This window comes from Pseudomonas sp. P8_241 (assembly GCF_034008315.1).
GTDB lineage: Bacteria > Pseudomonadota > Gammaproteobacteria > Pseudomonadales > Pseudomonadaceae > Aquipseudomonas.
On record NZ_CP125377.1, the window covers coordinates 1,293,358 to 1,317,784 of the forward strand.

The window sequence follows — 24,427 nt, forward strand, 5'->3', positions numbered from 1 at the left end:
ATTCAAGAGTGAAAAATACATAGTTACCGCATGCTCGCGGTTTTCTCTTGGGTTAGCGCAGCGCCGTCGTGGTTGCCGGATTGCACATCGTGTGCGTACCCGGTTGCAGGTATGGCGTCAGTATCGGCGCCATGCCTTTGAGCACTTGCACGGGCAATGCCGAGGTAAAGGTGAAGCTTTCAGCCGAGCGCCCAGGCACGAAGGCGGTCAACGTACCGAAGTGGTTATCACCGATGTAGAACACGAAGGTGGCCGTGCGGTTGAGCGATTTGGAACTGAGGATCCGTCCACCCGAACCGACGGCCTCGATGCGGTTGTCACCGGTACCGGTCTTGCCACCCATGGCCAGCGGCGTGCCGTCGGGCAGTTTGAAACTGCCGGCAACGCGCTTGGCGGTACCTGCATCAACCACTTGCGAAAGCGCTTCGCGCATCGCCGTCGCCACTTCAGACGGCATGACTCGCTTGCCGACATCCGGGTCGTTGATCAGGCTGGTTTCATAAGGCGTGGCAGCGGCGAAATGCAGGCTGTCGATACGCAAGGTCGGCATGCGCACGCCGTCATTGAGAATGGTGCCGATCAATTCAGCCAGTGCGGCAGGGCGGTCGCCGGAGCTGCCGATGGCGGTTGCCAGCGACGGCACCAGGTGATCGAACGGGTAGCCGACTTTCTGCCAACGCTGGTGAATGTCGAGGAATGCTTCGATCTCCAGCATGGTGCGAATACGGCTATCGCGAGCACCCTTGTGTCGGCTCTTGAACAGCCAGCTGTAAACCTCCTGACGTTCAAACTGGCTGGCTTTGACGATGTCCGGGAAGGTGGCGTCCGGGTGATTGAGCAAATAGCCCATCATCCACAGGTCCAGCGGGTGGACCTTGGCGATGAAGCCCTGATCCGGCAAATCGTAGGCACCGGGACTGTAGGCTTGATAAAGGCGTACCAGACGCTCGTCGGTGAGCTTTTCTGTCAGTTTGGCTCCCGTGAGGTGCGAGCGTACAAAGGTATTGAAGGTTTCCTGTTTGGCCTGTGGCAGCAGGTAACGGTGTACGGCCGCCAAGCGGATCGGCGTCGGACGCATGCTGTCGAGGAAGGTTTCGAGCCGGTCCTGAGTGTCCTTGTTTTTGTACTTCTTCCAGAACTTGAGCAGAAATGAAGTGCCCTCGCGGTCGGCAAACGAAGCCAGGTATTCCTGGCGCCGAGGGTCGCGGTCGTCCTTGAGCAGTTCGGCGCTGTTGTTGGGGCCGGAGTAGGTGGTGTAACGCACCAGGTCGCGCATCAGGCGAATGAATGGCAGGTTGATCGACTCGCGCAGGGCGTCGCGCAGGGTCGGTATGCGGCCGTTGTCTTCCTTGCGGAAGTTATGGAATACATGCAGGCCGCCGCCAGTGAAAAACGCTTCGCCGGGGCTGGCCGAGTATTTGCGGTCCAGCGCGGCCCCGAGCAGGGTCGGCAGGCTGCGGTCCTTGTTCTCGATCATGTAATCAACGACCCAGCGACTCAGGCGGTCCTGATCCGGCACTTCGGCTTTCTTCAGCTCCGGAACGCTCATCTGCGCGTATTTATCGTGCAGTTCGGCAATGATCTGCAGATAGGTCGTCATCACCCGCATCTTGGCGGTGGAGCCCAATTCCAGTTTGCTGCCTTCGTTGATATCGAACGGCTGGTCGGTGCTGTCGGTTTGCACCCGCACCCGCGAGCCGTCAGGGGTCAGCTCGAACAAGGTAAAACTGTAGCGGACCTGGGCGGTGCTGGTGGGGGTCAGCAGGCGTTCACCCATCAGGCCGATTTCTGTTGCAAAAGCCGGGTCCGCGAGCTTCTTGAGGTACTCGGTGGCCTGGGTTTGCAGTTCGCCTTGCAGGGTACTGGTGGCTGACAGGTCAAGACGGTCGAGGTCGTACAGCGGACGGTTGAGCATGCCGGCCAGACGACTGCGCGCCACGCTGATGCCTTTGTTGGTTTCGATCGGTTGGATGGTCGGCTGGGTCGCCCAGTCGCGATAGGTCACTTTGCTGGCCAGGGCGGCGGCGGCGAATTGAGCGTCGATCACACCATTCTGTGCCAGCAGGCGGATGTGGCTGTCGGTGAGTTCGGCCAGTTCATCGTGGCCCTTGGTCAAGTAGTGAGAAGGACGACGCTGGGCGATCATTAACGACAGCATTTCGCGCAGGGCCAGGCCTTTTTCTGCCAGGGTTTTTGGATCCGTCGCGGTGCTGGACAGGCGTTCGTTGGCCTTGTTGAAGTCGGCGCCGTACCACACGCGCAACCCTTCGGCCATGCCGTGCACTTCGCCATGCCCCGGTACGGCCGACAGGGGAACGCTGTTGAGGTAATCGCGTACCACGTTCTGCCGGGCTTCGAGGGTTTGCGGCCCGGCTTGATAGGCGCGCACGGTGGCGGAAATCATCTGGCGTATTTTCTCGGCGCCATTGACAGTCAGGCCATCGGGCGAGTGCCGGTATTTTTCCAGTTGCGTCGCCAAGGTGCTGCCGCCCGCGGATTGGCCGGGGATGTGCAACATCTTGGCGACCTGGGACCATGCCGCCATGCCGAATCGCGGCCAGTCCACCGCCGGGTTGGCCAGAGGCTGTTTGGGATCGAGCAGGAAGCGGTTCTCGATGAACAGCAAACTGCTGACCACCACAGGCGGAATCGAGGCAAAGCTTGAGTAAAGCTGTTGCGGGTAGTTGTACTGGTACAGCGGCGCCGCCTTGCAATCGGTGATCGACAGGCCGGCCTGGATTTTCTCTGAATACGGTACGAACAGGCCCTTGCCGCTGTAGTCCATCAGGGCAGGGGAGAAACGGGTTTGCGCTTCAACGACAAAATCGCGCTTGATCAAGCGCGGCAGGAATTCGTCCAGCGAGCTGTAGCCCAGACGCCGGTCAAATGGGCCGTCACCCGGATAACGGATCGCATCGCTGGGACCGGGTTTGAGTTCATAGTTGAGCGACGCGGCATATTTGCTGACTTCCCGGGCCTGAAACTTCGAGGTGCGCATCTCCCTCGCGGCGGCCAGCCCCACGACAATCGCGATAATCAACAGCAAAAGCCAGAACGCTCCCCATCCGTGTCGGCTGCGACGGGGTTTTTCAGGTGTTGGCGCTTCATCCACTCGTTCAGTCGGGACCACGGTTTTACTCGAATCGGTTTGCCACAAAGCGCCCATAGTCGACTGATCCATTCACGCAGATTGATCGGACTTGTCTGAAGCTTAGACGGTGGTTGGCGATGGGGAAAAAATTGTGTGGTGGAAAATGACGGGTTTTTGCCGTTTTTTGTGGCGAGGGAGCTTGCTCCCGCTGGGTTGCGAAGCAGCCCCAATGATTTTTGCGATTGGTCTGATAAGTCGGAGCAGCCGGTTTTGCGCCTGCTGCGCAGGCGAGCGGGAGCAAGGGGGTAAGTCTACAAATCGGATTCATAGCCAGCAGGCATCCCAGAGCGGGTAGTCGCCGATTTTTACCACCAACCCTGCCCTCAGGGGATTGGCAATAATGTAGCGGGCGAAAGGAAGCAGATCCTCGCCATCGCGGATGGCTCGGTCGTGGTAGCCGGTTTGCCAGAAGGCTCCTCTTTGGTTCAGGGCGTGGTTGATGGTGAGTGTGCTACGGGATTTGATTGACTGCATGAGTTGCGCCAGCGATCGCTGTTCAAGCTGTACCAGCCAGTGAAAGTGGTCCGGCATGATGACCCAGGCCATTGAGTTGACGCTTTTTTGTTCTTGAGCCCGTCGAAACTCATCAACCAACAGTCGCCCAATCCGCCAGTCGCCGAAAATTCGGCGGCGTTGATGCACTACCACCGTAATGAGATAACCCCGTCCCGATTCCGAGTAACGTCCACGCCGCAGCAGGTGTGAGTTTGGATGTGGAGGCATTCCGTTGCGTCCTTGAAGTGTTGTTTGAACACGTTAGCGCCTCGTTTTCCTACGTGAATCCGCAATTGCTGAGTGAAATTTCCCTACACGTTGACGAATCCAATAGCGCCGAAGTGCTTCTGTGGCGAGGGAGCTTGCTCCCGTTCGGCTGCGCAGCAGTCGTAAAGCGGTGTGTCTGAACCCATCAAGGCGGCCTGATCTCAGGGACTGCTTCGCAGTCCAGCGGGGGCAAGCCCCCTCGCCACAGGGGTTGGCTGGAAAGGCCTGGTTTAGACATCTCGATGGGGTAAATACGGCTTTGGCAGGGGCATGACGATGCACCATTGTTGTGCAATACTCGGCGCCGTTTTCCCACTGATCTTGAGGGTAATTCCTACAAGACGAGTCTGCCCACGAAGCAGATTCGGTTTCGGGAAGCGCTGGCTTATCGGTCAGCGCTTCACCACTTGGTGGTCATATCCAATAACAAGACGAGGTTGTCCCCCATGCCTACCGGCAATCACTTGCCCCATGGCGAGACCGCTCAAGGCGGCCCGCTCAAACGCGAACTCGGCGAACGGCATATTCGCCTGATGGCACTTGGCGCCTGCATCGGCGTCGGCCTGTTCCTCGGTTCGGCCAAGGCTATCGAAATGGCCGGTCCGGCCATCATGCTGTCCTACATCATTGGCGGTCTGGCGATCCTGGTGATCATGCGCGCCCTTGGCGAAATGGCCGTGCACAACCCGGTCGCCGGCTCGTTCAGCCGTTATGCCCAAGACTACCTCGGCCCATTGGCCGGTTTTCTGACCGGCTGGAACTACTGGTTCCTGTGGCTGGTGACCTGCGTTGCGGAAATCACTGCGGTGGCGGTGTACATGGGCGTCTGGTTCCCCGATGTACCCCGCTGGATCTGGGCCCTCGCGGCACTGATCAGCATGGGCTCGATCAACCTGATCGCGGTCAAGGCCTTCGGTGAGTTCGAGTTCTGGTTCGCCCTGATCAAGATCGTCACCATCGTCGCCATGGTGTTCGGCGGCATCGGCGTTATTGCTTTCGGCTTCGGTAACGACGGTGTTGCGCTGGGCATTTCCAACCTCTGGACCCACGGCGGCTTCATGCCTAATGGCGTACAAGGCGTGCTGATGTCCCTGCAAATGGTGATGTTCGCTTACCTGGGCGTCGAGATGATCGGCCTGACCGCCGGTGAAGCGAAGAACCCGCAGAAAACCATTCCGGATGCGATCGGCTCGGTGTTCTGGCGGATTCTGCTGTTCTACGTCGGTGCGTTGTTCGTAATCCTGTCGATCTATCCGTGGAATGAAATCGGTACCCAGGGCAGTCCGTTCGTGATGACCTTCGAGCGACTGGGCATCAAGACCGCGGCCGGTATCATCAACTTCGTGGTGATCACCGCGGCATTGTCGTCGTGCAACGGCGGCATTTTCAGCACCGGTCGCATGCTCTATAGCCTGGCGCAGAACGGCCAGGCCCCGGCCGGTTTCGCCAAGACTTCGAACAACGGCGTACCGCGTCGTGCGCTGCTGCTGTCGATTGGCGCCTTGCTGCTGGGCGTGCTGCTCAATTACCTGGTGCCGGAGAAAGTCTTCGTCTGGGTGACGGCGATTGCCACCTTTGGCGCGATCTGGACCTGGGTGATGATTCTGTTGGCCCAGCTCAAATTCCGCAAAGGCTTGAGCGCCAGCGAACGTGCCGGCCTGAAATACCGTATGTGGCTGTACCCGGTCAGCTCCTATCTGGCGCTGGCGTTTCTGGTGCTGGTGGTCGGCCTGATGGCGTACTTCCCGGACACCCGCGTGGCGCTGTATGTGGGGCCGGCGTTCCTGGTGCTGCTGACGGTGTTGTTTTATGTGTTCAAGCTGCAACCGACCAATGCTTCGCAAGGTGCGGTGCGTTCGGCTTCGTAAGCGGTAACGCGTGAAATGAAAAAGCCCCGGCGATTGGCCGGGGCTTTTGCATTTTAAAGATCAAAAGATCGCAGCCTGCGGCAGTTCCTACAGGGGAATACGATCAGCTTCTGTAGGCGCTGCCGAAGGCTGCGATCTTTTACTTGTCTGGTTCAACCGCTTGTTGAATTCCAGCCACGCCGCCAGCAACGCCATCAGACCGGCGCCCACCAGCGCGGTGAAGATCTGCATGGCGAAGGCATCATCGGTCAACGCGTTGATCATGTCCGCCAAAGGCGCCAACAACACACCCAGGCAGAAAATCTCCAACGAAAAACGCCCCATGCGGCAGCTTTGCTGCGCCAGCCAGTTTTGCGTCCAGCCGTTGTCGGGCAGCAGTTTCGCCGTGACGTAGGCCAATGCGAGGAAGTGCATCAGGCGCGCGGGAGACAAGTCGGTCTTGCTGATGGGGTACAACAGATTTCTCAGGCTGGCTGGCACCACGGCATCGTGGATTTCCGGCCAGCGCCAAAGGACGGTCAGCACCCCGGCCAGTACGGCATAAACAGCTGCGCCAACAAACAACGGCTGGCGCAATAGTGGACGAGACTCGGGCAACACTGGACGCTGTCCATGAATCGCGGCCGCGCCACCGAGTACGAACAACAGCTGCCAGGCCACGGGGTTGAAGTACCAGACGCCATCTTTGATCGCGGCCAGATTCCAGCCCGCCAACGGCACCATCAAGTACAGCGCCAATGACATGGCCACCACCATCCACGCTTGACGTACCAGCAACGGCAACACCAGCGGCAGACCCGCCAGCAGCACGATGTACAGCGGCAGCGGGTCCATCAGGTTCGGTTTGAAGCGCAGCAGCAGTTCATCGATCAAGGCTTGCTGCGGGTTGCTGATGAAGTGGTGCATGCCCATTTCTTCGACCAGGTCGCGGGTTTCCACGTGGCTGTTGGCGAAGAACACAATGCCCATCAGCATCGCCAGCAAAAAGATGTGGACGACATAGAGCACCCAGGCACGGCGCAGGATTTTCACGCAGGCGATGAGCAATCCTTCCCGCGCCAGGACTTTGCCGTAGGCCAGCACCGCCGCGTAACCGGCGAGGAATACGAAGACTTCGGCGGCATCGCTGAAACCGAAGTTGCGAAGGGTGATTTGTCCCAAGGGATTGTGGGGCACGTGATCCCAGAAAATGAAGATCAGTGCCAGACCACGAAAGAAGTCGATCCGGTGATCGCGCGTTGACGTCATGTCGGCAGGCTCGTGAACGGCTGATGAAAAGGATTGGTCGCGAGCGCACTGAGTAGGCGCGCCATCGGCGGCGCGCAGGGTGGCGTGATTCGCGGGCAATTGCAAAGTCGGGATATTACCGGATGTCTCTGCCATTGCCTCAACGTTTGACCGCCGGTCTGAAAGGCCGCTTTATCTGCGATTTCTGACAGTAGACCAGCTCAAATACTTATGTGTGCAGCGTTCTGAAACGGGAGCATTCATGAGAAGGGTATGGAAAGGATTGTCCAGCTACACGGTCATCGGGGTCGCCAACACCCTGATCCACTGGCAGATCTTTTTTTTGCTGAGCGTGGCGGCAGGCCTGCGTCAGGCTATCAGCAATCTAGCGGCCTTCTGCGTGGCCGCTTCGTTTTCCTTTTACATGAACGCGCTCTACACCTTCGACGCCAAGGCCTCGGTCGCCGGTTACGTGCTATTTATTACTGGCATGGGCGCGTTGAGCCTGGGCGTTGGCCATGCCGGCGACGTCTGGCGTCTTCACGGCTTGCTGACGGTGGCTCTGTTTTCCGCGTTGAGCCTGGTGTTCGGCTTCCTGTACTCCAAGTACGTGGTCTTTCGCGAGCACGATGCATGAAGGTTTCGCTCATCGTCCCGGTGTTCAATGAAGAGCAGTCGATCAACCTGTTTTATCAGGCGGTTCGACGCGAGTTGCAGCTCGGTGACATCGAAGTCGAGATTGTGTTCATCAATGACGGCAGCACCGATCGAACGGCGGAGCAGGCCACCGCCCTGGCCCAAACCGATGACCAGGTGGTGCTGATCAATTTCTCGCGCAATTTCGGCAAGGAGCCAGCGCTGTTCGCGGGCCTGGAATACGCCAGCGGCGATGCGGTGATCCCGATGGACGTCGACCTGCAGGATCCGATCAACGTCATCCCGCTGTTGATCGAACAATGGCGAAAAGGCGCCGACGTGGTGCTTGCCAAGCGCCGCAGCCGATCCGCCGACGGTTACCTCAGGCGCCACAGTGCATCGATTTTCTACCACGTGCTCAATCGCATCGCGTACACCCGCATCGAAGAAAATGTCGGGGACTTCCGGCTCATGGATCGCAAGGTCGTGAACGTGATCCGCTCTTTGCCCGAGCATCAACTGTTCATGAAAGGCGTGCTCTCGTGGGCCGGGTTCAACACCGTGGTGGTGGAATATGAACGGGCCGGGCGAGTGGCGGGCAGCAGCAAGTTCAATGGCTGGAAACTGTGGAACCTGGCGCTGGAAGGCGTGACCTCGTTCAGCACCGTGCCCTTGCGGTTATGGACGTATGTGGGGGGCGCCGTTTCGATCTTTGCTGTGTTGTATGCGGTGTACATGGTGCTGGACAAGATTTTCTTCGGCAACAGCGTTCCCGGTTACCCGTCGCTGATGACGGCAATCCTGTTTCTTGGCGGCGTGCAACTGATCGGCATCGGCATCCTCGGCGAATACATCGGACGCATCTACATCGAAGCCAAGCACCGGCCGCGCTACGTGGTCAAAGACATTGTCGGCGGCAAAGACCGGGTCGAGCCCTAGCATGGGCCGGTTCAGCGACTTTTTTATTCGTGAACTGGGGCGACGCCAGGTCTGGTGTTTTTTTCTGCTGGCGACCCTGGTCTATGCGTTGCCGTTGATCCTTGCGGACTTCCCCTACATCGATGACAACTGGCGCTCGCTGTCTGCGGGCATGGCCTGGGCCGAGCAGGGGCGATTGTTTGCCCAGTTGTTTTTCAACGTACTGACGTTCACCGATGCGGCGCCGAACATCTTTCCGCTGCCCTTGTTGATCGCCACGCTGGCCATGGCTTCGGCGCTCACCAGCCTGACCTTTCATTACTTTCGCCAACCGACTATCGCCTGTTGCCTGGTGTTGTTGCCCCTCTGGTACAACCCGTTCTTCCTGCAGAACCTGTCCTATCAATACGACGGCGCACCCATGGCATTAAGTGTTGTGGCGGTGATGTATGCGATCACCTTTCGTCATCCCAGGCGCAGCGTGCAATGGCTGGTGCCGTCCTTTCTGATTGCGTTGGCATTGGGACTTTATCAGGTGAGCCTGAATGTGTTTCTGGGGCTGTGTTGCCTGGAGGTATTGCGGGCTGCACACGACAAAACAGCCTGGTCGCAATGGCCCGGTCTGATCGGTTGGAAATTCGCCCAAGTGCTTCTGGGCTGGCTGATCTACTGCGTCAGCGCCTATCCGTTCATGGGCTCAAGTCGAACGCTATTGCTCAATTGGGCGGCGTCCCCCTGGCTGCAGATCCACATCAACATCGCCCGGGTGCTGGAAAAAGTCGTGCTGCTGTTTCATGGGGGGTTGGTCTGGGTCTTTGCCGGGCTGTTGTTGTGCGCCGTCGCCGGTGCTATTCGCCTCGGTTTGATGGTGGTGCAGCGCGAAGACAGTCGTGCGAAAAAATTTTTGATCGGCCTGCTGTGTTTGCTGACCGTGCCGGTCGTGGTGCTGTTGGTGTCGGGTGTGGCGTTGTTCTTTCGCGACTTCAACGAAGGCGCCAGAACCCTGATGGGGTTTGCTGTGTTGCTGGTGCTGCTGTTCTACCTGAGTTATCTGGCGTTGGCGTCCGTGCATGAGCGACTGCCCTTGTTGTTGGTCGTGCCGCTATTGGCGATGCTGTCGCTGTCGTTCGCGTACGGGCGAGTATTGACCGTGCAGAAAACCTTCGCGACCAGCGCCTTGTTCAACCTTGAACGAGACATCGCCAGCCGCCCGCTACTGCGTGACGCCAAGCGCATTTACCTGTCGGTGAGCTATTCCGATCATTGGTTGGCGGGCGCGGCCGGTTCGTTCAAGCAGATGCCGGTGTTGCATTATTTGCTCAATATCGACTTTTACATGCTGGCGGAAAACCTGCCGAAAGTCGGCATCACCAACGTGGTCGCGGAGAAGGACCGGCGCAACGCCACACGCGTGGGTTATCAAGGTTATCCGGCGCTGGTGGAGAGCCAGTACTACCGGATTTTCCTGATTGGTGATTACGGCTTCATCGTGATGAAAGAACCGGCCCCGATCAAATCATTGCGCTGGTGAGCGCAAGGCAGAGCCGTCGGAGTTCATGCCGCAGCCTCCTCGTTGGGCTCGAAACTGTCCGCCCGCGCCATCTGCCACATCCGCGAATAGAACTCGCCGCTCACTTCCCCGCTGAGTAATTCGCCGGGTTTGAGGAACACGTGCAGTTGCGAGAACAACTTGATCTCGGTCGCCGACATGCGTCGCACCAGATGCTTGGCCGACAGTTGTGAAGGGTGGTCGAGGCCGGCGGCGGCAAGCATTTCCGCCAAAGCCTTGAGGGTGTTGCGGTGGAAACTGAACACCCGCTGAGCCTTGTCCGGCACCACCAGGGCCCGTTGGCGCAGATTGTCCTGGGTGGCGACGCCGGTCGGGCATTTGTTGGTGTGGCAGCTTTGCGACTGGATGCAACCAATGGCGAACATGAAGCCACGTGCGGAGTTGGCCCAGTCGGCACCAATGGCTAAAACACTGGCAATGTCGAAGGCGCTGACGATCTTGCCGCTGGCGCCGAGCTTGATCTTGTCCCGCAGGTTCAGGCCCACGAGGGTGTTGTGCACGAACAGCAGGCCTTCGCGCATCGGCACGCCGATGTGGTCGGTGAACTCCACGGGGGCGGCGCCGGTGCCGCCTTCCTTGCCGTCGACGACGATGAAATCCGGAAGGATGCCCGTCTCCAGCATGGCCTTGGCGATACCCATGAACTCCCACGGATGGCCGAGACAAAACTTGAAGCCCACCGGTTTGCCGCCGGACAGTTCGCGCAGTTGCTGGATGAAATGCATCATTTCAATCGGTGTCGAAAACGCGCTGTGCCGCGATGGCGACACGCAGTCTTCACCCATGAGAATGCCGCGGGTGTCGGCGATTTCCCGGGTGACCTTGTGCTTGGGCAGGATGCCGCCGTGGCCGGGCTTGGCGCCTTGGCTCATCTTGATTTCGATCATCCGCACCTGAGGCGTTTGTGCCTGCGCAGCGAAACGCTCCGGATCGAATCGGCCGTCGGCGGTGCGGCAGCCGAAGTAACCGCTGCCCAGTTCCCAGGTCAGGTCGCCACCGTGCTCGCGGTGATAAGGGCTGATGCTGCCCTCGCCGGTGTCATGGGCGAAGTTGCCGAGTTTGGCACCCTGGTTCAGCGCGCGAATCGCGTTGGCGCTGAGTGAGCCGAAACTCATGGCCGAGATATTGAACACGGACGCCGAATACGGTTGTGTGCACTGCGGGCCACCCACGGTCACGCGAAAACTGCCCGGGTCGCTCAGCGGTGCCGGGCGCATGGAGTGGCCGATGAATTCGAAGCCCGACTGGTACACATCAATCAAGGTGCCGAAGGGTTTGTCGGCGGATTCGTTCTTGGCCCGGGAGTAGACCAGCGAGCGCTGTGCCCGGGAGAAGGGCAGGGCGTCGCTGTCGGATTCGAGCAGGTACTGGCGGATCTCCGGGCGGATGCCTTCGACCAGATAGCGGATGTTGCCCAGGATCGGATAGTTGCGGCGCACCGCGTGAGGGCTTTGCAGCAGGTCGAACAGCCCTATGAGGCTCAGTACGCCGGTGACGGCAGTGATCGGCCAGAGCCAATCGTGTTCAAGAAAGGGCAGGCTGGCGAGGGTGAAGATGACGCAGACGGCAAAGAAGGCGTAGCGGCTCAGGAGTGACAGGCTCATACGGTTTCCTTGGGTTCGGACTCAATAAATTTAGCGATACAAAACACTGTGGGAGCGAGCCTGCTCGCGAAGGCGATTCCATGTTCAACGTAGATGTTGACCGATACTCAGCATTCGCGAGCAAGCTTGCTCCTACAGGAAAGCATTTCAATGTTATGTCAGGATTTAGTGCCCGGAGGAAACCTAAACAATGTGAAGGTCTGTGATGAGGCCGTTCGCTTTGCTCGCGGGCGGCGGACATGTGATCCTTGCCGTTTTGAGTAAAAGGCCTTTTTCCATGTCGACGTTTCCAGACCAGTCCACTGGACTAATCCGCATTGCCGCCGCGCTATTGATCGGTGCCGACGGTCGAACCCTGCAGGTGCGAAAGCGCGGTACGCAGGCGTTCATGCAACCGGGGGGCAAAATCGAAGCCCATGAGTTGCCGGTTCATGCGCTGGCCAGAGAACTGGAAGAGGAGTTGGGTCTGATCATCGATCCCGTCAGCGCGACGTTTCTTGGGCAGTTCTCTGCCCCCGCCGCCAACGAGCCGGGATTTGTCGTACAGGCAGATATCTTTCAGCTGACAATCGATGCAGACGTCACCCCGGCGGCAGAGATCGAAGAAGTGATCTGGATCGACCCGGCCAGCGACGCTGGTGTCACGCTGGCGCCATTGACACGAGACCTGATCCTGCCGTTTTATCGAGCCTCGCTGACCGCGATCGCCTGATCATCTACGCAAAGGAACCGCCATGATCCCGCTCCAGGACTTGCTGATCTTCGCCGCCGCCGCATTGCTGATGGTGCTGACGCCGGGGCCGAACATGGTCTACCTGATCTCCCGTTCGATCTGTCAGGGACGCAAGGCCGGGGTGATTTCGTTGCTGGGTGTGGTAGCGGGGTTCTTTGTGCATCTGTTCGCTGCCGCTGCCGGTTTGACGGCGGTGTTCCTGGCGGTGCCGATGGCCTATGAAGTGTTGAAATGGGCCGGCGCGTTGTACCTGCTGTGGCTGGCCTGGCAGGCCGTCAAACCGGGTGCGCGCTCGCCGTTCGAAGCCCGGCAACTGCCGCCGGATTCGTCTCGAAAACTGATCACCATGGGTTTTCTGACCAGCGCTCTGAACCCGAAAATCGCGGTGTTCTATCTCTCGATATTTCCGCAGTTCATTTCACCTGAACACGGTTCGGTGTTCAGCCAAAGCCTCATCCTCGGTCTGACCCAGATCAGCGTCAGTTTCACCGTCAACCTGCTGATCGCGGTGTTTGCCGCGGGCATCGCGTCGTGGTTCGTCAACAACCCGACGTGGTTGGCGACGCAGCGTTACTTCATGGGCTTTGTGCTGTCGACGCTGGCGGTGCGGATGATGCTCGAGCAAAGACGCATGGCCTGACCCGACACAATCCCCTGTAGGAGCGTGCTTGCTCGCGATGGCGGTGTGTCAGTCAGTGAAGAGGTTGAATGTCAGACCGCTATCGCGAGCAAGCTCGCGCCTACAGGGGGATGTATTGCTTTAACGAACGGCGCTGACACCATCGAGTGTCGAAAACGACGTGTCCTTGGCCGTCAGCAGGAAATCGCGCATGTACGGTGCATCCAGCATGTCGGCGCGGATCCCCGCATAAAGCGTCGCAAACAAACCTTTCTCACCCAGTCGCTTGGCCTTCACGTAACCCCGTGAACTGTATTCATGCAGCGCCCAATGGGGCATGCCGCACACGCCGCGACCACTGGCCACCAACTGCATCATCATCACCGTCAGTTCTGAGGTGCGGACCTGGGCCGGTTCGATGTCGGCCGGCTCCAGGAAGCGGGTGAAGATATCCAGGCGATCCCGTTCCACGGGGTAGGTGATCAAGGTCTCGGTGATCAAATCTTCCGGAACGATATAAGCCTTGCTCGCCAACTTGTGCTGGTTGGCCACCGCGAGCATCGCTTCATAGGTGAACAGCGGTACATAGGTGATGCCGACCAGATCCACCGGATCGGACGTCACCACCAGGTCCAGATCACCACGGGCCAGGGCCGGCAGCGGCGCGAAAGAGAAGCCCGACGCCAGGTCCAGCTCGACTTCCGGCCAGGCATCGCGGAACTGATCGATGGTTGGCATCAGCCACTGAAAGCAACTGTGACATTCGATGGCCATGTGCAAGCGCCCGGCGGTGCCACCGGCCAGGCGGCTGATGTCGCGCTCGGCGGCACGCAGCAGCGGCAGGGTGGCGTCGGCCAGTTGCAGCAGGCGCAAACCGGCGCTGGTGAAACGCACCGGTTTGGTCTTGCGCACGAACAGCGGCATGCCCATGCGCTCCTCCAGTTCCTTGAACTGGTGGGACAGGGCCGACTGCGTCAGGTGCAGGCGATCGGCGGCGTCCACCAGGCTATCGGCTTCGCGCAAGGCGTGCAGGGTCTTGAGGTGACGGATTTCAAGCACCGGGGGATCTCCATGAGGAAAACTTGTGATCAACACGAAAAGGTTGAGTTTGTCTCATGTTGGGTTGGCTGTCGACAATAGCGCCATCTTTTACAGGGAGCATCTCACCATGGCTTTGGCCCACACCCTTGGTTTCCCGCGCATCGGCGCCGACCGTGAATTGAAAAAAGCCCTCGAAGCTTACTGGAAGGGCGACATTGATCAGGACAGCCTGAATCGCGTCGGCCGTCAATTGCGCGCCATGCACTGGCAATTGCAGAAAGGCGCCGGCATCGACCTGCTGCCGGTGGGGGACTTTGCCTGGTACGACCAGGTGCTGACCCATTCCCTGACGTTTGGTGTGATCCCCGAGCGTTTCGACAACACTAAAGATGCCGATGGCCGTCCGACCCTCGACACCCTGTTCGGCATGGCTCGTGGCGCCACATCGACTTGCTGCGGTGGCGAACGCGGCACAGCGCAATATGCGCAAGAACTGACCAAGTGGTTCGACACCAACTATCACTACCTGGTCCCGGAGTTCAGCGCTGAGCAGCAGTTCAAACTGAGCTGGGAACAGCTGTTTGACGAAGTCGATGAAGCCAAGGCCATGGGCCATAACGTCAAACCGGTGATCATTGGCCCGCTGACTTACTTGTGGCTGGGCAAAGCCAAGGGCAATGACTTCGACAAACTCGACCTGCTCGAACGCCTGCTGCCGGTGTACAACGAAATTCTCAATCGCCTCGCTGCACAAGGCGTGGAGTGGGTACAGATCGACGAGCCGATCCTGACCCTCGACCTGCCGCAAGCGTGGAAAAGTGCCTTCGAACGCGCTTATCACATCCTTCAGTATTCGCCGCTGAAAAAACTCGTGGCGACCTACTTCAGTGGCCTGGAAGACAACCTCGGCCTGGCCGTGAGCCTGCCGGTGCAAGGCCTGCACATCGACGCGGTGCGTGCGCCGGATCAACTCGGCCAGGTGCTTGATCGCCTGCCGACCTACAAGATTCTTTCCGTGGGCCTGGTCAATGGCCGCAATGTCTGGCGGTGTGAACTGGAGCAGGCGCTGGCGCAACTGCAACCGGCTCAGGAACGCTTCGGCGACAACCTGTGGGTCAGCAGTTCCTGTTCGCTGCTGCACAGCCCGGTGGATCTGCGTCGTGAAGATCAACTCGATCCTGAACTGAAAAGCTGGCTGGCGTTTGCGGTGCAGAAGTGTGGCGAAATTGCCGTGTTGCGCGATGCGTTGAATGACCCGCAAGCCGCCCATGTTCAAAAAGCGCTGTCTGATAGCCGCGCCATTGAGGCCAGTCGCGCGCAGTCGCCGCGTATTCACAAAGCCCAAGTGCAGGCGCGGATCAACGCGATCAGCGCAAAGGATACCCAACGTCAATCGCCTTTCGCCCAGCGCATCGAACAGCAGCGTGCGCGCTTGAAATTGCCCGCGTTCCCGACGACCACCATTGGCTCGTTTCCGCAGACGGGCTCGATCCGTCTGGCCAGGCAGGCGTTCAAGCAAGGCAGGTTGTCGGCCAATGACTACAACGATGCGATGCGCCACGAAATTCGCCACGCCGTGCAGATCCAGGAACGCCTGGGGCTGGACGTGCTGGTGCACGGTGAAGCCGAGCGCAACGACATGGTCGAGTACTTCGCCGAGCAACTGGACGGCTATCTGTTTACCCGTTTCGGTTGGGTGCAGAGCTACGGTTCGCGCTGCGTCAAACCGGCGATTATCTACGGTGACTTGAGCCGCCCGAACGCCATGACCGTCGACTGGATCACGTATGCCCAGCAGCAGACCGGCAAGGTCATGAAAGGCATGCTCACCGGTCCTGTGACCATGCTGATGTGGTCGTTTCCCCGTGAAGACGTGTCGCGCAAAGTCCAGGCGCAGCAATTGGCCCTGGCCCTGCGCGACGAAGTGCAGGACCTGGAAACCGCCGGCATCAAGATCGTGCAGATCGACGAGGCGGCGTTCCGTGAAGGCCTGCCGCTGCGCCGGGCGCAATGGCAGGCGTATCTGGATTGGGCCGTGGAAGCGTTCCGCCTGAGCGCCAGCGGAGTGCGTGACGAAACCCAGATCCACACCCACATGTGCTACAGCGAATTCAACGATGTGATCAAGGCCATCGCCGACATGGACGCCGACGTGATCACCATCGAAACCTCGCGTTCGGACATGGAGTTGCTGGAAGCCTTCAAAGCCTTCGATTACCCGAATGACATCGGTCCGGGCGTCTACGACATCCACTCGCCACGGGTGCCGGACACGGCCGAGATGGTCAAGTTGATGAGCAAGGCCGTGAAGCGCATTCCTGCCGAACGCTTGTGGGTCAACCCCGATTGCGGCCTGAAAACCCGAGCCTGGCCGGAAACGGAGGCGGCGCTGGTGAACATGGTGGCGGCGGCGCGGCAGTTGCGTAGTCAGTTGGCTTGAGGACGCCATCGCGAGCAAGCTTGCTCCTGCAATTTAACGGCGTGTGCCAGCCCCTGTGGGAGCGAACCTGCTCCGGGCGGCGTTCCGACGAAGAACGATAACGCGGTCTTAAAAAAGTGACCGCCCGGCACTCTTCATCAAACTGTCATGGAACTGTGGCAGCGCGCTTGAACAAACTTCATCAGACTCGCGCTCTACTGGGGTTCTGCGTTTCGGTGTTTTGTCATGTGTGCACGATTATTATCGACAGCGGCCTTTTTGGCCGCGTTGTTGTTTGGTCTTCCGTCTTTTGCGGCCTCTCGTTGTGACGTCAATGTCGCGACCGAACGGGTCGATCTGGTTCAGGTGAGCCTGGCGTACCAGAGCATCGGCCGTGAATCGGACCCGGCGCTGTTGCTGGTGATGGGCCTTGGCGGGCAGTTGATTCACTGGCCCGACGAAGTGGTGGTCGCGCTGTGTCAGCAAGGTTTTCGGGTGATTCGTTACGACAACCGTGACGTTGGTCTGTCGACCTGGCGCCAAGCACCGCTCGAGGCCAACCTGACCTTCGAAGTGCTTCGCTACAAACTCGGCTTGCCGGTCTCTGCACCGTATTCGTTGACCGACATGGCCGACGATGGCCTGGGCCTGATGGATGCGTTGCACATCGAGCAGTTCCACGTGCTGGGGGCGAGCATGGGCGGCATGATCGCCCAGCACATGGCGGCCATGGCACCGCAACGGGTCGAGAGCCTGACCTTGATCATGAGCACCTCCGGCGCCGAAGGCTTGCCGGCACCGAGTGCGGCGCTGATGCAACTGTTGGCGCGACGTGGCGCACCGAATCGGCAAGTGGCGCTGGAACAACAGGCCGACCTGCTGGCGGCGTTGGGCAGCCCGACGATCAGCGATGATCGCCAGGCACTGCTCGAACAGGCCGCACAATCCTATGACCGGGCGTTCAATCCCGAAGGCGTGAAAAGGCAGATCACAGCGATTCTGGCCGAACCGAGCCGGGTGGCATTACTCAATCAATTGCGGGTGCCGGCGCTGGTAGTGCATGGCACGGCGGACCCGTTGTTGCCAGTGATGCACGGCGTGCACCTGGCGGCGCATCTGCGTGGCAGCGAACTGAAATTGATTCCCGGGTTGGCCCACAGGTTTCAGGAGGCGTTCAAGGCGCCACTACTCGCAGCCGTATTGCCGTATTTACGGGCGCACCGTGAAGACACGTCACACTGGGCACAGATCGATCCAGTGGCCGATCACAACCTCCTCTAACACCAAAGATCAACTGTAGGAGCAAGCTTGCTCGCGATAGCGGTATGTCAGTCGATGATGATGTTGACTGATGTGCCGCCATCGCGAGCAAGCTCGCTCCTACAGGGGAACTGCTGCGTACTCGGAATCCGGGGTGTATCGTGCAGGTTTTCCGTTGCATTTCCAGTGTGCGAGGTGGGTGATGAGTACCGCATTGAAAATCGATTTCGTCAGCGACGTGTCCTGCCCCTGGTGCGTGGTGGGTTTGTATGGGCTGACCAAAGCCCTGGACCTCTTGCGTGACGAAGTCCGCGCCGAGATCCGTTTTCAGCCGTTCGAACTGAACCCGAAGATGGGGCCTGAAGGGCAGAACATCGCCGAGCACATCAGCGAAAAGTACGGCTCGACACCCGAGCAGTCGCAGAAGAACCGCGAAATGATCCGCGAGCGTGGCGCCGAGTTGGGGTTCGCGTTTCGCACCGACGGCAACAGCCGAATCTACAACACCTTCGATGCGCATCGCCTCTTGCATTGGGCCGGTCTGGAAGGGCTGCAACTGCCACTCAAGGAAGCGTTGTTCAAGGCGTATTTCACCGACGGCGGCAACCCGTCCGATCACGTTCAGTTGGCGCAGGTTGCTGCAAGCGTGGGACTGGACCGCCAACGCGCCGAAGCGATTCTGGCCGAGGATGAGTTTGCCCACGAGGTCCGCCAGGAAGAACAGTTGTGGCTGTCGCGCGGGGTGAGTTCGGTACCGACCGTGGTGTTCAACGGGCAGTACGCGGTGACGGGCGGGCAACCCGTCGAGAGTTTCGTCATGGCCATCCGGCAGATCATGGCTGAAGCGAACGGCGGAACGGTCAACTGACCAACAATCAAACCTGTGGGGGCGAGCTTGCTCGCGATAGCGGCGCATCAGTCGACATCATCATTCGCGCAGAGACCGCCATCGCGAGCAAGCTCGCTCCTACAGGGGCTGCGGTCAGGTCGGGAGACGACCCGAAACACCCGCCGCCGCCCGGTCCATCAGTGACTCAATCCGTATTTTTTTACCTTGTCGAACAGGGTGGTCTTGGCCATGCCCAGCTCCTGGCTCGCTTGCGTGAGATTACCGCCGCTGCGTTGCAGGGCATCGCCGAGCAGGTTGCGTTCGAAGGCTTCCACCGCTTCGGCGAAGGCCAGGCCATGAGTGCTGCCGCCAGCGCCGGGCTTTTTGAACGCCGGCAAGCCCAGGGCAAAACGTTCGGCGACGTTGCGCAGTTCGCGCACGTTGCCCGGCCAATCGTGGCTCATCAGGTTCGACACGGTCTGGTTATCCAGTTCCGGCGCAATCCGGTCGAAGCGCAAGGACGATTGCTGCAAGAAGTATTCGAACAGTTGCAGGATGTCTTCGCGGCGTTCGCGCAGCGGCGGCAGTTCCAGCGTCACCACGTTGAGTCGGTAATACAGGTCGCTGCGAAACTCGCCAACCTTGCTCGATTCGTCGAGGTCAGACTTGGTCGCCGCGATTACCCGGCAATCCACCGCCACGCTCTGGTTCGACCCGAGGCGTTCCAGGGTGCGCTCTTGCAACACCCGAAGCAGTTTGATCTGTAAGGGCAGGGGCATGCTCTCCACTTCGTCGAGGAACAGTGTGCCGCCGTCGGCGTGTTCGATCTTGCCGATCCGCCGCTTGCCTGCACCGGTAAAGGCGTTGGCTTCGTGGCCGAATATTTCGCTTTCGAACAGGTTTTCCGGCAGGCCGCCGCAGTTCAAAGCGACGAACTGCTTGGTGTGGCGACGACTGAAATCGTGCAGGCAGCGGGCGACCAGTTCTTTGCCGGTGCCGGTTTCGCCTTCGATCAAGACGTTGGCCGAGGTGTCGGCGACGTTGGCGATCAATTCGCGCAGACTCTGCATGGCGGGCGAGCGGCCAATGATCCGGCCTTCGAGCGAGTCGCGCTCGGCCAGTTGCCGACGCAACGACGAGACCTCCCGCGCCAGGCTGCGTTGCTCCAGCGCGCGGCGGGCCACATCGACCAGGCGTTCCGGTGAAAACGGTTTCTCCATGAAATCGTAGGCACCTTTCTGCATCGCGCCGACGGCCATGGAAATGTCGCCGTGGCCGGTGATCAGCACCACCGGCAGGCTGCGATCACGCTCCTTGAGCCGGCCGAGCAGTTCCAGGCCATCGATACCCGGTAGGCGAATGTCGCTGATAACGATGCCGGCAAAGTTGTCGCCGACGCGCTCAAGGGCTTCTTCGGCACTGCCCACGCCAATGCAGGGAATGTCTTCCAGGGTTAGCGCCTGTTGGCAGCCGAGCAGCACATGGGGGTCGTCTTCGACGATCAATACACTAAGGTCGTTGTTCATATTGGCTTCGCGGGAGTGGGGCTTACCAACGGTAAACTGAGGACGAATGCGGTACCGCCGCTGGTCGGGTGCTCGACACCCAGGTGTCCACCGGTGGCGGCGGCCAGGCTCGCCGAAAGGGTCAGGCCAAGGCCCAGGCCCTGTTCGCCGGGTTTGGTGGTGAAGAACGGTTCGAACAGATGCTTGCGGGTTTCGGCGTCGATGCCATGGCCGTTGTCGCGAACGCGCAGGCGATATTTGCCATCGAACTCCTCACCCTCAAGCCACAACTCCGGTTGCGGCTGGGCCTGCATGGCATCGAGGGCGTTGCCGATGAGGTTGACCAGAATTTGCTCCAGACGGGTTTGGTCGATACGTACCTGCACATCGGCGAAATCGCGGTGCAGGTGGATGTTTTTTATCCGGCCATCGAGCAATTGCAGGGCTGCGTCAACACCTTTGCCCAGGCTAGCCTGCCCCTTGTCGTCACCGCGTCGCGCAAAGGAACGCAGGCTCGCGGTGATGCGGCCCATGCGGTCGATCAGCTCGTTGATGGTCTTGAGGTTGGTGCTGGCCACGTCCAGTTGCCCGCGCTCGAGGAAGCGCACGGTGTTGCCGGACAGGGTACGCAGCGCCGCCAGCGGTTGGTTCAGTTCGTGGGCGATGCTGGTGGACATCTGGCCGATGGCCGCGAGTTTTCCGGCCTGCACCAGTTCATCCTGGGCGTGGCGCAAAGTCTCTTCGGCGTGGCGCCGTTCGCGGATCTGACCCTTGAGCCGTTCATTGCTGGCGCGCAGGTCGACGGTGCGTTCGGTAATCCGACGCTCCAGTTGATTGTTGGCTTCCTGCAAGGCTTCACGGGCCGCTAAGCGGGTGGCGATCACCTTGCGCCGCTCGTTCCAGGCAATCAACAGAAAGGCGCAGAGGGCAAACGCCACCGCCACCAGAATCCCCTGATTGATCGCTTCACGGCGCAAATCCTGTAAGGGGGTCAGAAGGGTGAAATTCCACGGTGTGTCACTCAAGGGCCGGGTTTGCGACAGGTAACTGATGTTCTCTTCGTCGGACACCAGTTCGCTGTTGGCCGGGAAGGTCAGCTTTTCCACGCCCTCGGACAGGGTTTCCCGGGCCAGCGGTTGCAGTTCGTTGAGCGGGAACCAGTAATACTGAAGGCTGCGGGCCAGTTTCTCCTTGGTTTCATCGCTCAAAGGCACCACGGATTTCAAGCGCCGCGCCGGATCGCTGGAGAGAATGATGATGCCGTTTTCGTCGCTGACAAAGGCTTCCAGGCGCGCTCGCTGCCAGCGTTCTTCCATGGCTTCGAGGCGCACCTTGACCACCGCGACGCCGATGATCTTGCCGTGTTCCTCCAGGCCATGGGCCAGGTAGTAACCGGGTTCGCCGTTGGTGCTGCCGATGCCATAAAAGCGTCCGGGCTGACCGCGTATGGCGTTCTGGAAATAGGCGCGGAAGGACAGGTCTTCACCCAGGTAACTGTCGAAGTCGCGCCAGTTGCTGGTGGCCATGACACGGCCGGTGGTGTCCATCACGTAGATGGCCCGACTACGGCTGCGCCGATTCAGGCCCTCAAGGTAATCGTTGACCGTTTGCCGGTGTTCCGGGGTCGGGTCGGCCAGCAGCTGCGAAACACTGGTTTCAAGTTCCAGCAGGCTGGGCAGGTAGGTGTATTTGCTGATTTCGCTTTCGACGGCGCGGGCGTGCAGTTCCAGCTGACGCTGGCCGTTTTCGCTGAGGTGGCGGATGCCATAGTGCTCACTGACCCAGAAGCCGATGTAACCCAGTCCGATCATCAGCGCGATGATCAGCGGCGGCAGGAACAGATGTCGAACAAGACGGGGTTTCACGGCGAGAGATGGCGGCGCTGCGCGATAGAGATTGGGGTCGCATTTCATCACAGATGCCTTGGGTCAACCACCACACAAATCTGCAAGCCACCGCCGACCCTTGTAGGAGCCGGCTTGCTGGCGATGACGATGTCCCGGACATTGATGTCGTCTGGACCACCGCCATCGCCAGCAAGCTGGCTCCTACAGGGAGCGGTGTGTTTCTTAGTGCTGCAGAATTTTGTTGAGGAAGTGCTGCGTACGCTCGGCGCGGTGGCTGATGTCGCCGAAGAACTCCTCTTTCTTGCAGTCCTCGATGATCTTGCCGGCGTCCATGAAGATCACACGGTCGGCCACTTTACGGGCGAAGCCCATTTCGTGGGTCACGCACATCATGGTCATGCCTTCATGGGCCAGTTGCACCATCACGTCCAGCACTTCGTTGACCATTTCCGGGTCGAGCGCCGAGGTCGGTTCGTCGAACAGCATGACGATCGGGTCCATCGCCAGCGCACGGGCAATCGCCACACGCTGCTGCTGACCGCCGGACAGTTGGCCCGGATGCTTGTGCGCGTGGGCCGAAAGACCGACACGCTCGAGCAGTTGCAGGCCTTTCTTGGTGGCTTCTTCCTTGCTGCGGCCCAAGACCTTGATCTGCGCGATGGTCAGGTTTTCGGTGATGGTCAGGTGCGGGAACAGCTCGAAATGCTGGAACACCATGCCCACGCGTGAGCGCAGTTTCGGCAGGTTGGTCTTCGGGTCGGCGATGGAGGTGCCGTCGACCACGATGTCGCCTTTCTGGAACGGTTCCAGGGCGTTGACGCACTTGATCAGGGTCGACTTGCCGGAACCGGACGGCCCGCACACCACGATCACTTCGCCTTTTTTGACCTCGGTGCTGCAATCAGTCAGTACCTGGAAGTCCCCATACCACTTGTTGATGCTTTTGATAGAGATCATACGGCGAACCTTTTTTGCAGACGCTTGACCAGCAGCGAGGCGGAAAAGCTGATGATGAAGTACACGAGACCCGCGAAAATCAGGAACTCATTGGAGCGGCCAATGATGTCGCCACTGGCACGCGAAGCATTGAGGAAGTCCACCAGGCCGACGGCGTAGACCAGCGAGGTGTCCTGAAACAGGATGATGCTTTGTTGCAGCAACAGCGGCGTCATCTTGCGGAATGCTTGCGGCAGGATGATCAGGCGCATCATCTGGCCGTAAGTCATGCCCAGTGCCTGGGCAGCGCCCATCTGGCCTTTTGGAATCGACTGCACACCGGCACGGACGATTTCGCAGAAGTACGCCGCTTCGAACATCATGAACGCCACGATGCACGAGGCGAACGCGCCGATCGGCGTGTCTTCCCCGGTGATCCAGCGCAGCACGAAGGGTACCGCCAGGTAGAACCAGGTGATCACGAGCAGCAACGGGATCGAGCGGAAGTAGTTGACGTACGCGCCGGCCAGGTTCGACAGCAGTTTGTTGTGGGACAGACGGCACAGCGCCAGAATCGTGCCGAGGATGATCCCGCCAACCACGCCCATGGCCATCAGCTTGAGGGTCATGACCATGCCGTTCCACAGGCCGGGAATGGCCGGGATGATGCCCGAGAAGTCGAATTCCATCATTTACCCCCTACGGAAATCAGGCCCGGTACGGCGACTTTCTTCTCGACCAGACGCATCAGCAACATCAGGCTCATGTTCAGGGTGAAGTAGATCAGCGTGGCCAGGGTGAAGGCTTCGAACAGGTTGGCGGAGAACTCGGCGGTCTGTTTGGTTTGCGCGAGCAATTCCATCAAACCGATCAGCGAGGCCACGGAGGTGTTCTTGAAGACGTTCAGGAATTCCGAGGTAAGCGGCGGAATGATGATCCGGTAGGCCTGGGGCAGCAGCACGTTCCAGTAGATCTGTGGCAGCTTGAAACCCATGGCGCGGGCCGCGGATTCCTGGCCTTTTGGCAGCGCCTGGATACCGGTGCGCACCTGTTCGCAAACGCGGGCGGTAGTGAACAGGCCCAGGCACACGACGACGCTGAGGAAGGCCGAGGTGGTCGGGTTCAGATCCTGCTTGTACCACTCTTGCAAGTCGGCCGGCAGCAGGTCGGGTACCAGGAAGTACCAGATGAACAGCTGAACCAGCAGCGGCACGTTACGGAAGAGTTCGACGTAGCAGGTGGCGATGCCCGATACGATGCGGTTCGGCACGGTACGCATGACGCCCAGGATCGAGCCCAGTGTCAGGGCGATGATCCAGGCCGCGATGGCGATGCCGATGGTCCACGCCAGACCGGTCACGTACCAGTCGAGATAGGTCTCGCTGCCCACGCCGGTGGACTTGAAGAACACGCCCCAGTCCCAGTTGTAATTCATTAGGGTCTCCCCTCAGATCGATCGATATACAAATGCCCGCTTGGGGGAAGCTCCGTTCCCGCCCGAC

General features: G+C 59.6%; 19 protein-coding genes. 9 read left to right on the forward strand and 10 right to left on the reverse strand.

Features of this window, described 5'->3' with window-relative positions:
• Positions 1 to 52: 52 nt before the first annotated feature.
• Together QMK58_RS05755 and QMK58_RS05760 are read right to left on the reverse strand one after the other, a co-directional pair.
• Positions 53 to 3,166, reverse strand: a complete 3,114-nt coding sequence (locus QMK58_RS05755) for a transglycosylase domain-containing protein (RefSeq protein ID WP_053162223.1) — start codon at positions 3,164 to 3,166, stop codon at positions 53 to 55.
• Between the two features lie 249 nt (positions 3,167 to 3,415).
• Complete coding sequence (locus QMK58_RS05760; RefSeq protein WP_320395984.1) at positions 3,416 to 3,874, reverse strand: REP-associated tyrosine transposase; 459 nt, start codon at positions 3,872 to 3,874, stop codon at positions 3,416 to 3,418.
• Positions 3,875 to 4,359: 485 nt separating this feature from the next.
• On the opposite strand from QMK58_RS05760, the gene QMK58_RS05765 reads away from it, so the two are divergent.
• Entirely contained in the window at positions 4,360 to 5,781 is a 1,422-nt protein-coding gene (locus tag QMK58_RS05765; RefSeq protein WP_053162219.1) for an amino acid permease, read from the forward strand.
• Between the two features lie 87 nt (positions 5,782 to 5,868).
• On the opposite strand, the gene QMK58_RS05770 is transcribed toward QMK58_RS05765, so the two are convergent.
• Complete coding sequence (locus QMK58_RS05770; protein ID WP_053162217.1) at positions 5,869 to 7,029, reverse strand: OpgC family protein; 1,161 nt, start codon at positions 7,027 to 7,029, stop codon at positions 5,869 to 5,871.
• A 241-nt stretch (positions 7,030 to 7,270) separates the two neighbouring features.
• Here QMK58_RS05770 and QMK58_RS05775 point away from each other — a divergent pair, with 241 nt between their 5' ends.
• The 3 genes from QMK58_RS05775 to QMK58_RS05785 are packed head-to-tail and all read left to right on the forward strand — an operon-like array spanning position 7,271 to position 10,093.
• Positions 7,271 to 7,645, forward strand: a complete 375-nt coding sequence (locus tag QMK58_RS05775; RefSeq protein ID WP_053162215.1) for a GtrA family protein — start codon at positions 7,271 to 7,273, stop codon at positions 7,643 to 7,645.
• Positions 7,642 to 8,583 (forward strand): glycosyltransferase family 2 protein, encoded by a 942-nt coding sequence (locus QMK58_RS05780; RefSeq protein ID WP_320395985.1) that lies wholly within the window; start codon positions 7,642 to 7,644, stop codon positions 8,581 to 8,583. Before QMK58_RS05775 ends, QMK58_RS05780 begins: the two co-directional genes overlap by 4 nt.
• 1 nt (position 8,584) lies before the next feature.
• Positions 8,585 to 10,093, forward strand: a complete 1,509-nt coding sequence (locus QMK58_RS05785) for a glucosyltransferase domain-containing protein (RefSeq protein WP_320395986.1) — start codon at positions 8,585 to 8,587, stop codon at positions 10,091 to 10,093.
• 23 nt (positions 10,094 to 10,116) lie between these two features.
• Here the strand turns inward: QMK58_RS05785 and QMK58_RS05790 are convergent, their stop codons facing one another.
• Positions 10,117 to 11,736: an FMN-binding glutamate synthase family protein gene (locus QMK58_RS05790; RefSeq protein WP_320395987.1), complete on the reverse strand. Its 1,620-nt coding sequence runs from the start codon at positions 11,734 to 11,736 to the stop codon at positions 10,117 to 10,119.
• 277 nt (positions 11,737 to 12,013) lie between these two features.
• Here QMK58_RS05790 and QMK58_RS05795 point away from each other — a divergent pair, with 277 nt between their 5' ends.
• On the forward strand, positions 12,014 to 12,448 hold the full coding sequence (locus QMK58_RS05795) for an NUDIX domain-containing protein (protein ID WP_320395988.1): 435 nt from the start codon (positions 12,014 to 12,016) through the stop codon (positions 12,446 to 12,448).
• A gap of 22 nt (positions 12,449 to 12,470) precedes the next feature.
• On the forward strand, positions 12,471 to 13,109 hold the full coding sequence (locus QMK58_RS05800; RefSeq protein ID WP_053162205.1) for a LysE family translocator: 639 nt from the start codon (positions 12,471 to 12,473) through the stop codon (positions 13,107 to 13,109).
• Between the two features lie 120 nt (positions 13,110 to 13,229).
• On the opposite strand, the gene metR is transcribed toward QMK58_RS05800, so the two are convergent.
• Complete coding sequence (gene metR, locus QMK58_RS05805; protein ID WP_320395989.1) at positions 13,230 to 14,147, reverse strand: transcriptional regulator MetR; 918 nt, start codon at positions 14,145 to 14,147, stop codon at positions 13,230 to 13,232.
• 109 nt (positions 14,148 to 14,256) lie between these two features.
• Here metR and metE point away from each other — a divergent pair, with 109 nt between their 5' ends.
• The 3 genes from metE to QMK58_RS05820 all read left to right on the forward strand — a co-directional run bounded on the left by metE (position 14,257) and on the right by QMK58_RS05820 (position 18,676).
• On the forward strand, positions 14,257 to 16,569 hold the full coding sequence (metE, locus tag QMK58_RS05810; protein ID WP_053162201.1) for a 5-methyltetrahydropteroyltriglutamate--homocysteine S-methyltransferase: 2,313 nt from the start codon (positions 14,257 to 14,259) through the stop codon (positions 16,567 to 16,569).
• A 225-nt stretch (positions 16,570 to 16,794) separates the two neighbouring features.
• Positions 16,795 to 17,829 (forward strand): alpha/beta fold hydrolase, encoded by a 1,035-nt coding sequence (locus QMK58_RS05815; RefSeq protein WP_053162199.1) that lies wholly within the window; start codon positions 16,795 to 16,797, stop codon positions 17,827 to 17,829.
• 181 nt (positions 17,830 to 18,010) lie between these two features.
• The gene (locus QMK58_RS05820) at positions 18,011 to 18,676 is read left to right on the forward strand and encodes a DsbA family oxidoreductase (protein WP_053162197.1); all 666 of its coding nucleotides are present in this window, start codon (positions 18,011 to 18,013) and stop codon (positions 18,674 to 18,676) included.
• A gap of 158 nt (positions 18,677 to 18,834) precedes the next feature.
• On the opposite strand, the gene QMK58_RS05825 is transcribed toward QMK58_RS05820, so the two are convergent.
• From QMK58_RS05825 to QMK58_RS05845, 5 genes are all read right to left on the reverse strand, one after another.
• Positions 18,835 to 20,163: a sigma-54-dependent transcriptional regulator gene (locus tag QMK58_RS05825; RefSeq protein ID WP_053162195.1), complete on the reverse strand. Its 1,329-nt coding sequence runs from the start codon at positions 20,161 to 20,163 to the stop codon at positions 18,835 to 18,837.
• Positions 20,160 to 22,055, reverse strand: a complete 1,896-nt coding sequence (locus QMK58_RS05830; RefSeq protein ID WP_053162193.1) for a sensor histidine kinase — start codon at positions 22,053 to 22,055, stop codon at positions 20,160 to 20,162. Before QMK58_RS05830 ends, QMK58_RS05825 begins: the two co-directional genes overlap by 4 nt.
• A 156-nt stretch (positions 22,056 to 22,211) precedes the next feature.
• Positions 22,212 to 22,946 (reverse strand): amino acid ABC transporter ATP-binding protein, encoded by a 735-nt coding sequence (locus QMK58_RS05835; protein WP_007975082.1) that lies wholly within the window; start codon positions 22,944 to 22,946, stop codon positions 22,212 to 22,214.
• Entirely contained in the window at positions 22,943 to 23,614 is a 672-nt protein-coding gene (locus QMK58_RS05840) for an amino acid ABC transporter permease (protein ID WP_053162191.1), read from the reverse strand. The genes QMK58_RS05835 and QMK58_RS05840 overlap by 4 nt, the downstream gene beginning before the upstream one ends.
• Positions 23,614 to 24,360, reverse strand: coding sequence for an amino acid ABC transporter permease (locus QMK58_RS05845; protein ID WP_053162189.1), 747 nt, complete (start codon positions 24,358 to 24,360; stop codon positions 23,614 to 23,616). The genes QMK58_RS05840 and QMK58_RS05845 overlap by 1 nt, the downstream gene beginning before the upstream one ends.
• Between the last annotated feature and the right edge of the window lie 67 nt (positions 24,361 to 24,427).

What these genes read in the sequence shown, in the direction of transcription:
- QMK58_RS05755 (WP_053162223.1), bottom strand. Translation starts at nt 3,166, where the DNA reads ATGGGCGCTTTGTGGCAAACCGATTCGAGTAAAACCGTGGTCCCGACT.
- QMK58_RS05760 (WP_320395984.1), bottom strand. Translation starts at nt 3,874, where the DNA reads ATGCCTCCACATCCAAACTCACACCTGCTGCGGCGTGGACGTTACTCG.
- QMK58_RS05765 (WP_053162219.1), top strand. Translation starts at nt 4,360, where the DNA reads ATGCCTACCGGCAATCACTTGCCCCATGGCGAGACCGCTCAAGGCGGC.
- QMK58_RS05770 (WP_053162217.1), bottom strand. Translation starts at nt 7,029, where the DNA reads ATGACGTCAACGCGCGATCACCGGATCGACTTCTTTCGTGGTCTGGCA.
- QMK58_RS05775 (WP_053162215.1), top strand. Translation starts at nt 7,271, where the DNA reads ATGAGAAGGGTATGGAAAGGATTGTCCAGCTACACGGTCATCGGGGTC.
- QMK58_RS05780 (WP_320395985.1), top strand. Translation starts at nt 7,642, where the DNA reads ATGAAGGTTTCGCTCATCGTCCCGGTGTTCAATGAAGAGCAGTCGATC.
- QMK58_RS05785 (WP_320395986.1), top strand. Translation starts at nt 8,585, where the DNA reads ATGGGCCGGTTCAGCGACTTTTTTATTCGTGAACTGGGGCGACGCCAG.
- QMK58_RS05790 (WP_320395987.1), bottom strand. Translation starts at nt 11,736, where the DNA reads ATGAGCCTGTCACTCCTGAGCCGCTACGCCTTCTTTGCCGTCTGCGTC.
- QMK58_RS05795 (WP_320395988.1), top strand. Translation starts at nt 12,014, where the DNA reads ATGTCGACGTTTCCAGACCAGTCCACTGGACTAATCCGCATTGCCGCC.
- QMK58_RS05800 (WP_053162205.1), top strand. Translation starts at nt 12,471, where the DNA reads ATGATCCCGCTCCAGGACTTGCTGATCTTCGCCGCCGCCGCATTGCTG.
- metE (WP_053162201.1), top strand. Translation starts at nt 14,257, where the DNA reads ATGGCTTTGGCCCACACCCTTGGTTTCCCGCGCATCGGCGCCGACCGT.
- QMK58_RS05815 (WP_053162199.1), top strand. Translation starts at nt 16,795, where the DNA reads ATGTGTGCACGATTATTATCGACAGCGGCCTTTTTGGCCGCGTTGTTG.
- QMK58_RS05820 (WP_053162197.1), top strand. Translation starts at nt 18,011, where the DNA reads ATGAGTACCGCATTGAAAATCGATTTCGTCAGCGACGTGTCCTGCCCC.
- QMK58_RS05825 (WP_053162195.1), bottom strand. Translation starts at nt 20,163, where the DNA reads ATGAACAACGACCTTAGTGTATTGATCGTCGAAGACGACCCCCATGTG.
- QMK58_RS05830 (WP_053162193.1), bottom strand. Translation starts at nt 22,055, where the DNA reads ATGAAATGCGACCCCAATCTCTATCGCGCAGCGCCGCCATCTCTCGCC.
- QMK58_RS05835 (WP_007975082.1), bottom strand. Translation starts at nt 22,946, where the DNA reads ATGATCTCTATCAAAAGCATCAACAAGTGGTATGGGGACTTCCAGGTA.
- QMK58_RS05840 (WP_053162191.1), bottom strand. Translation starts at nt 23,614, where the DNA reads ATGGAATTCGACTTCTCGGGCATCATCCCGGCCATTCCCGGCCTGTGG.
- QMK58_RS05845 (WP_053162189.1), bottom strand. Translation starts at nt 24,360, where the DNA reads ATGAATTACAACTGGGACTGGGGCGTGTTCTTCAAGTCCACCGGCGTG.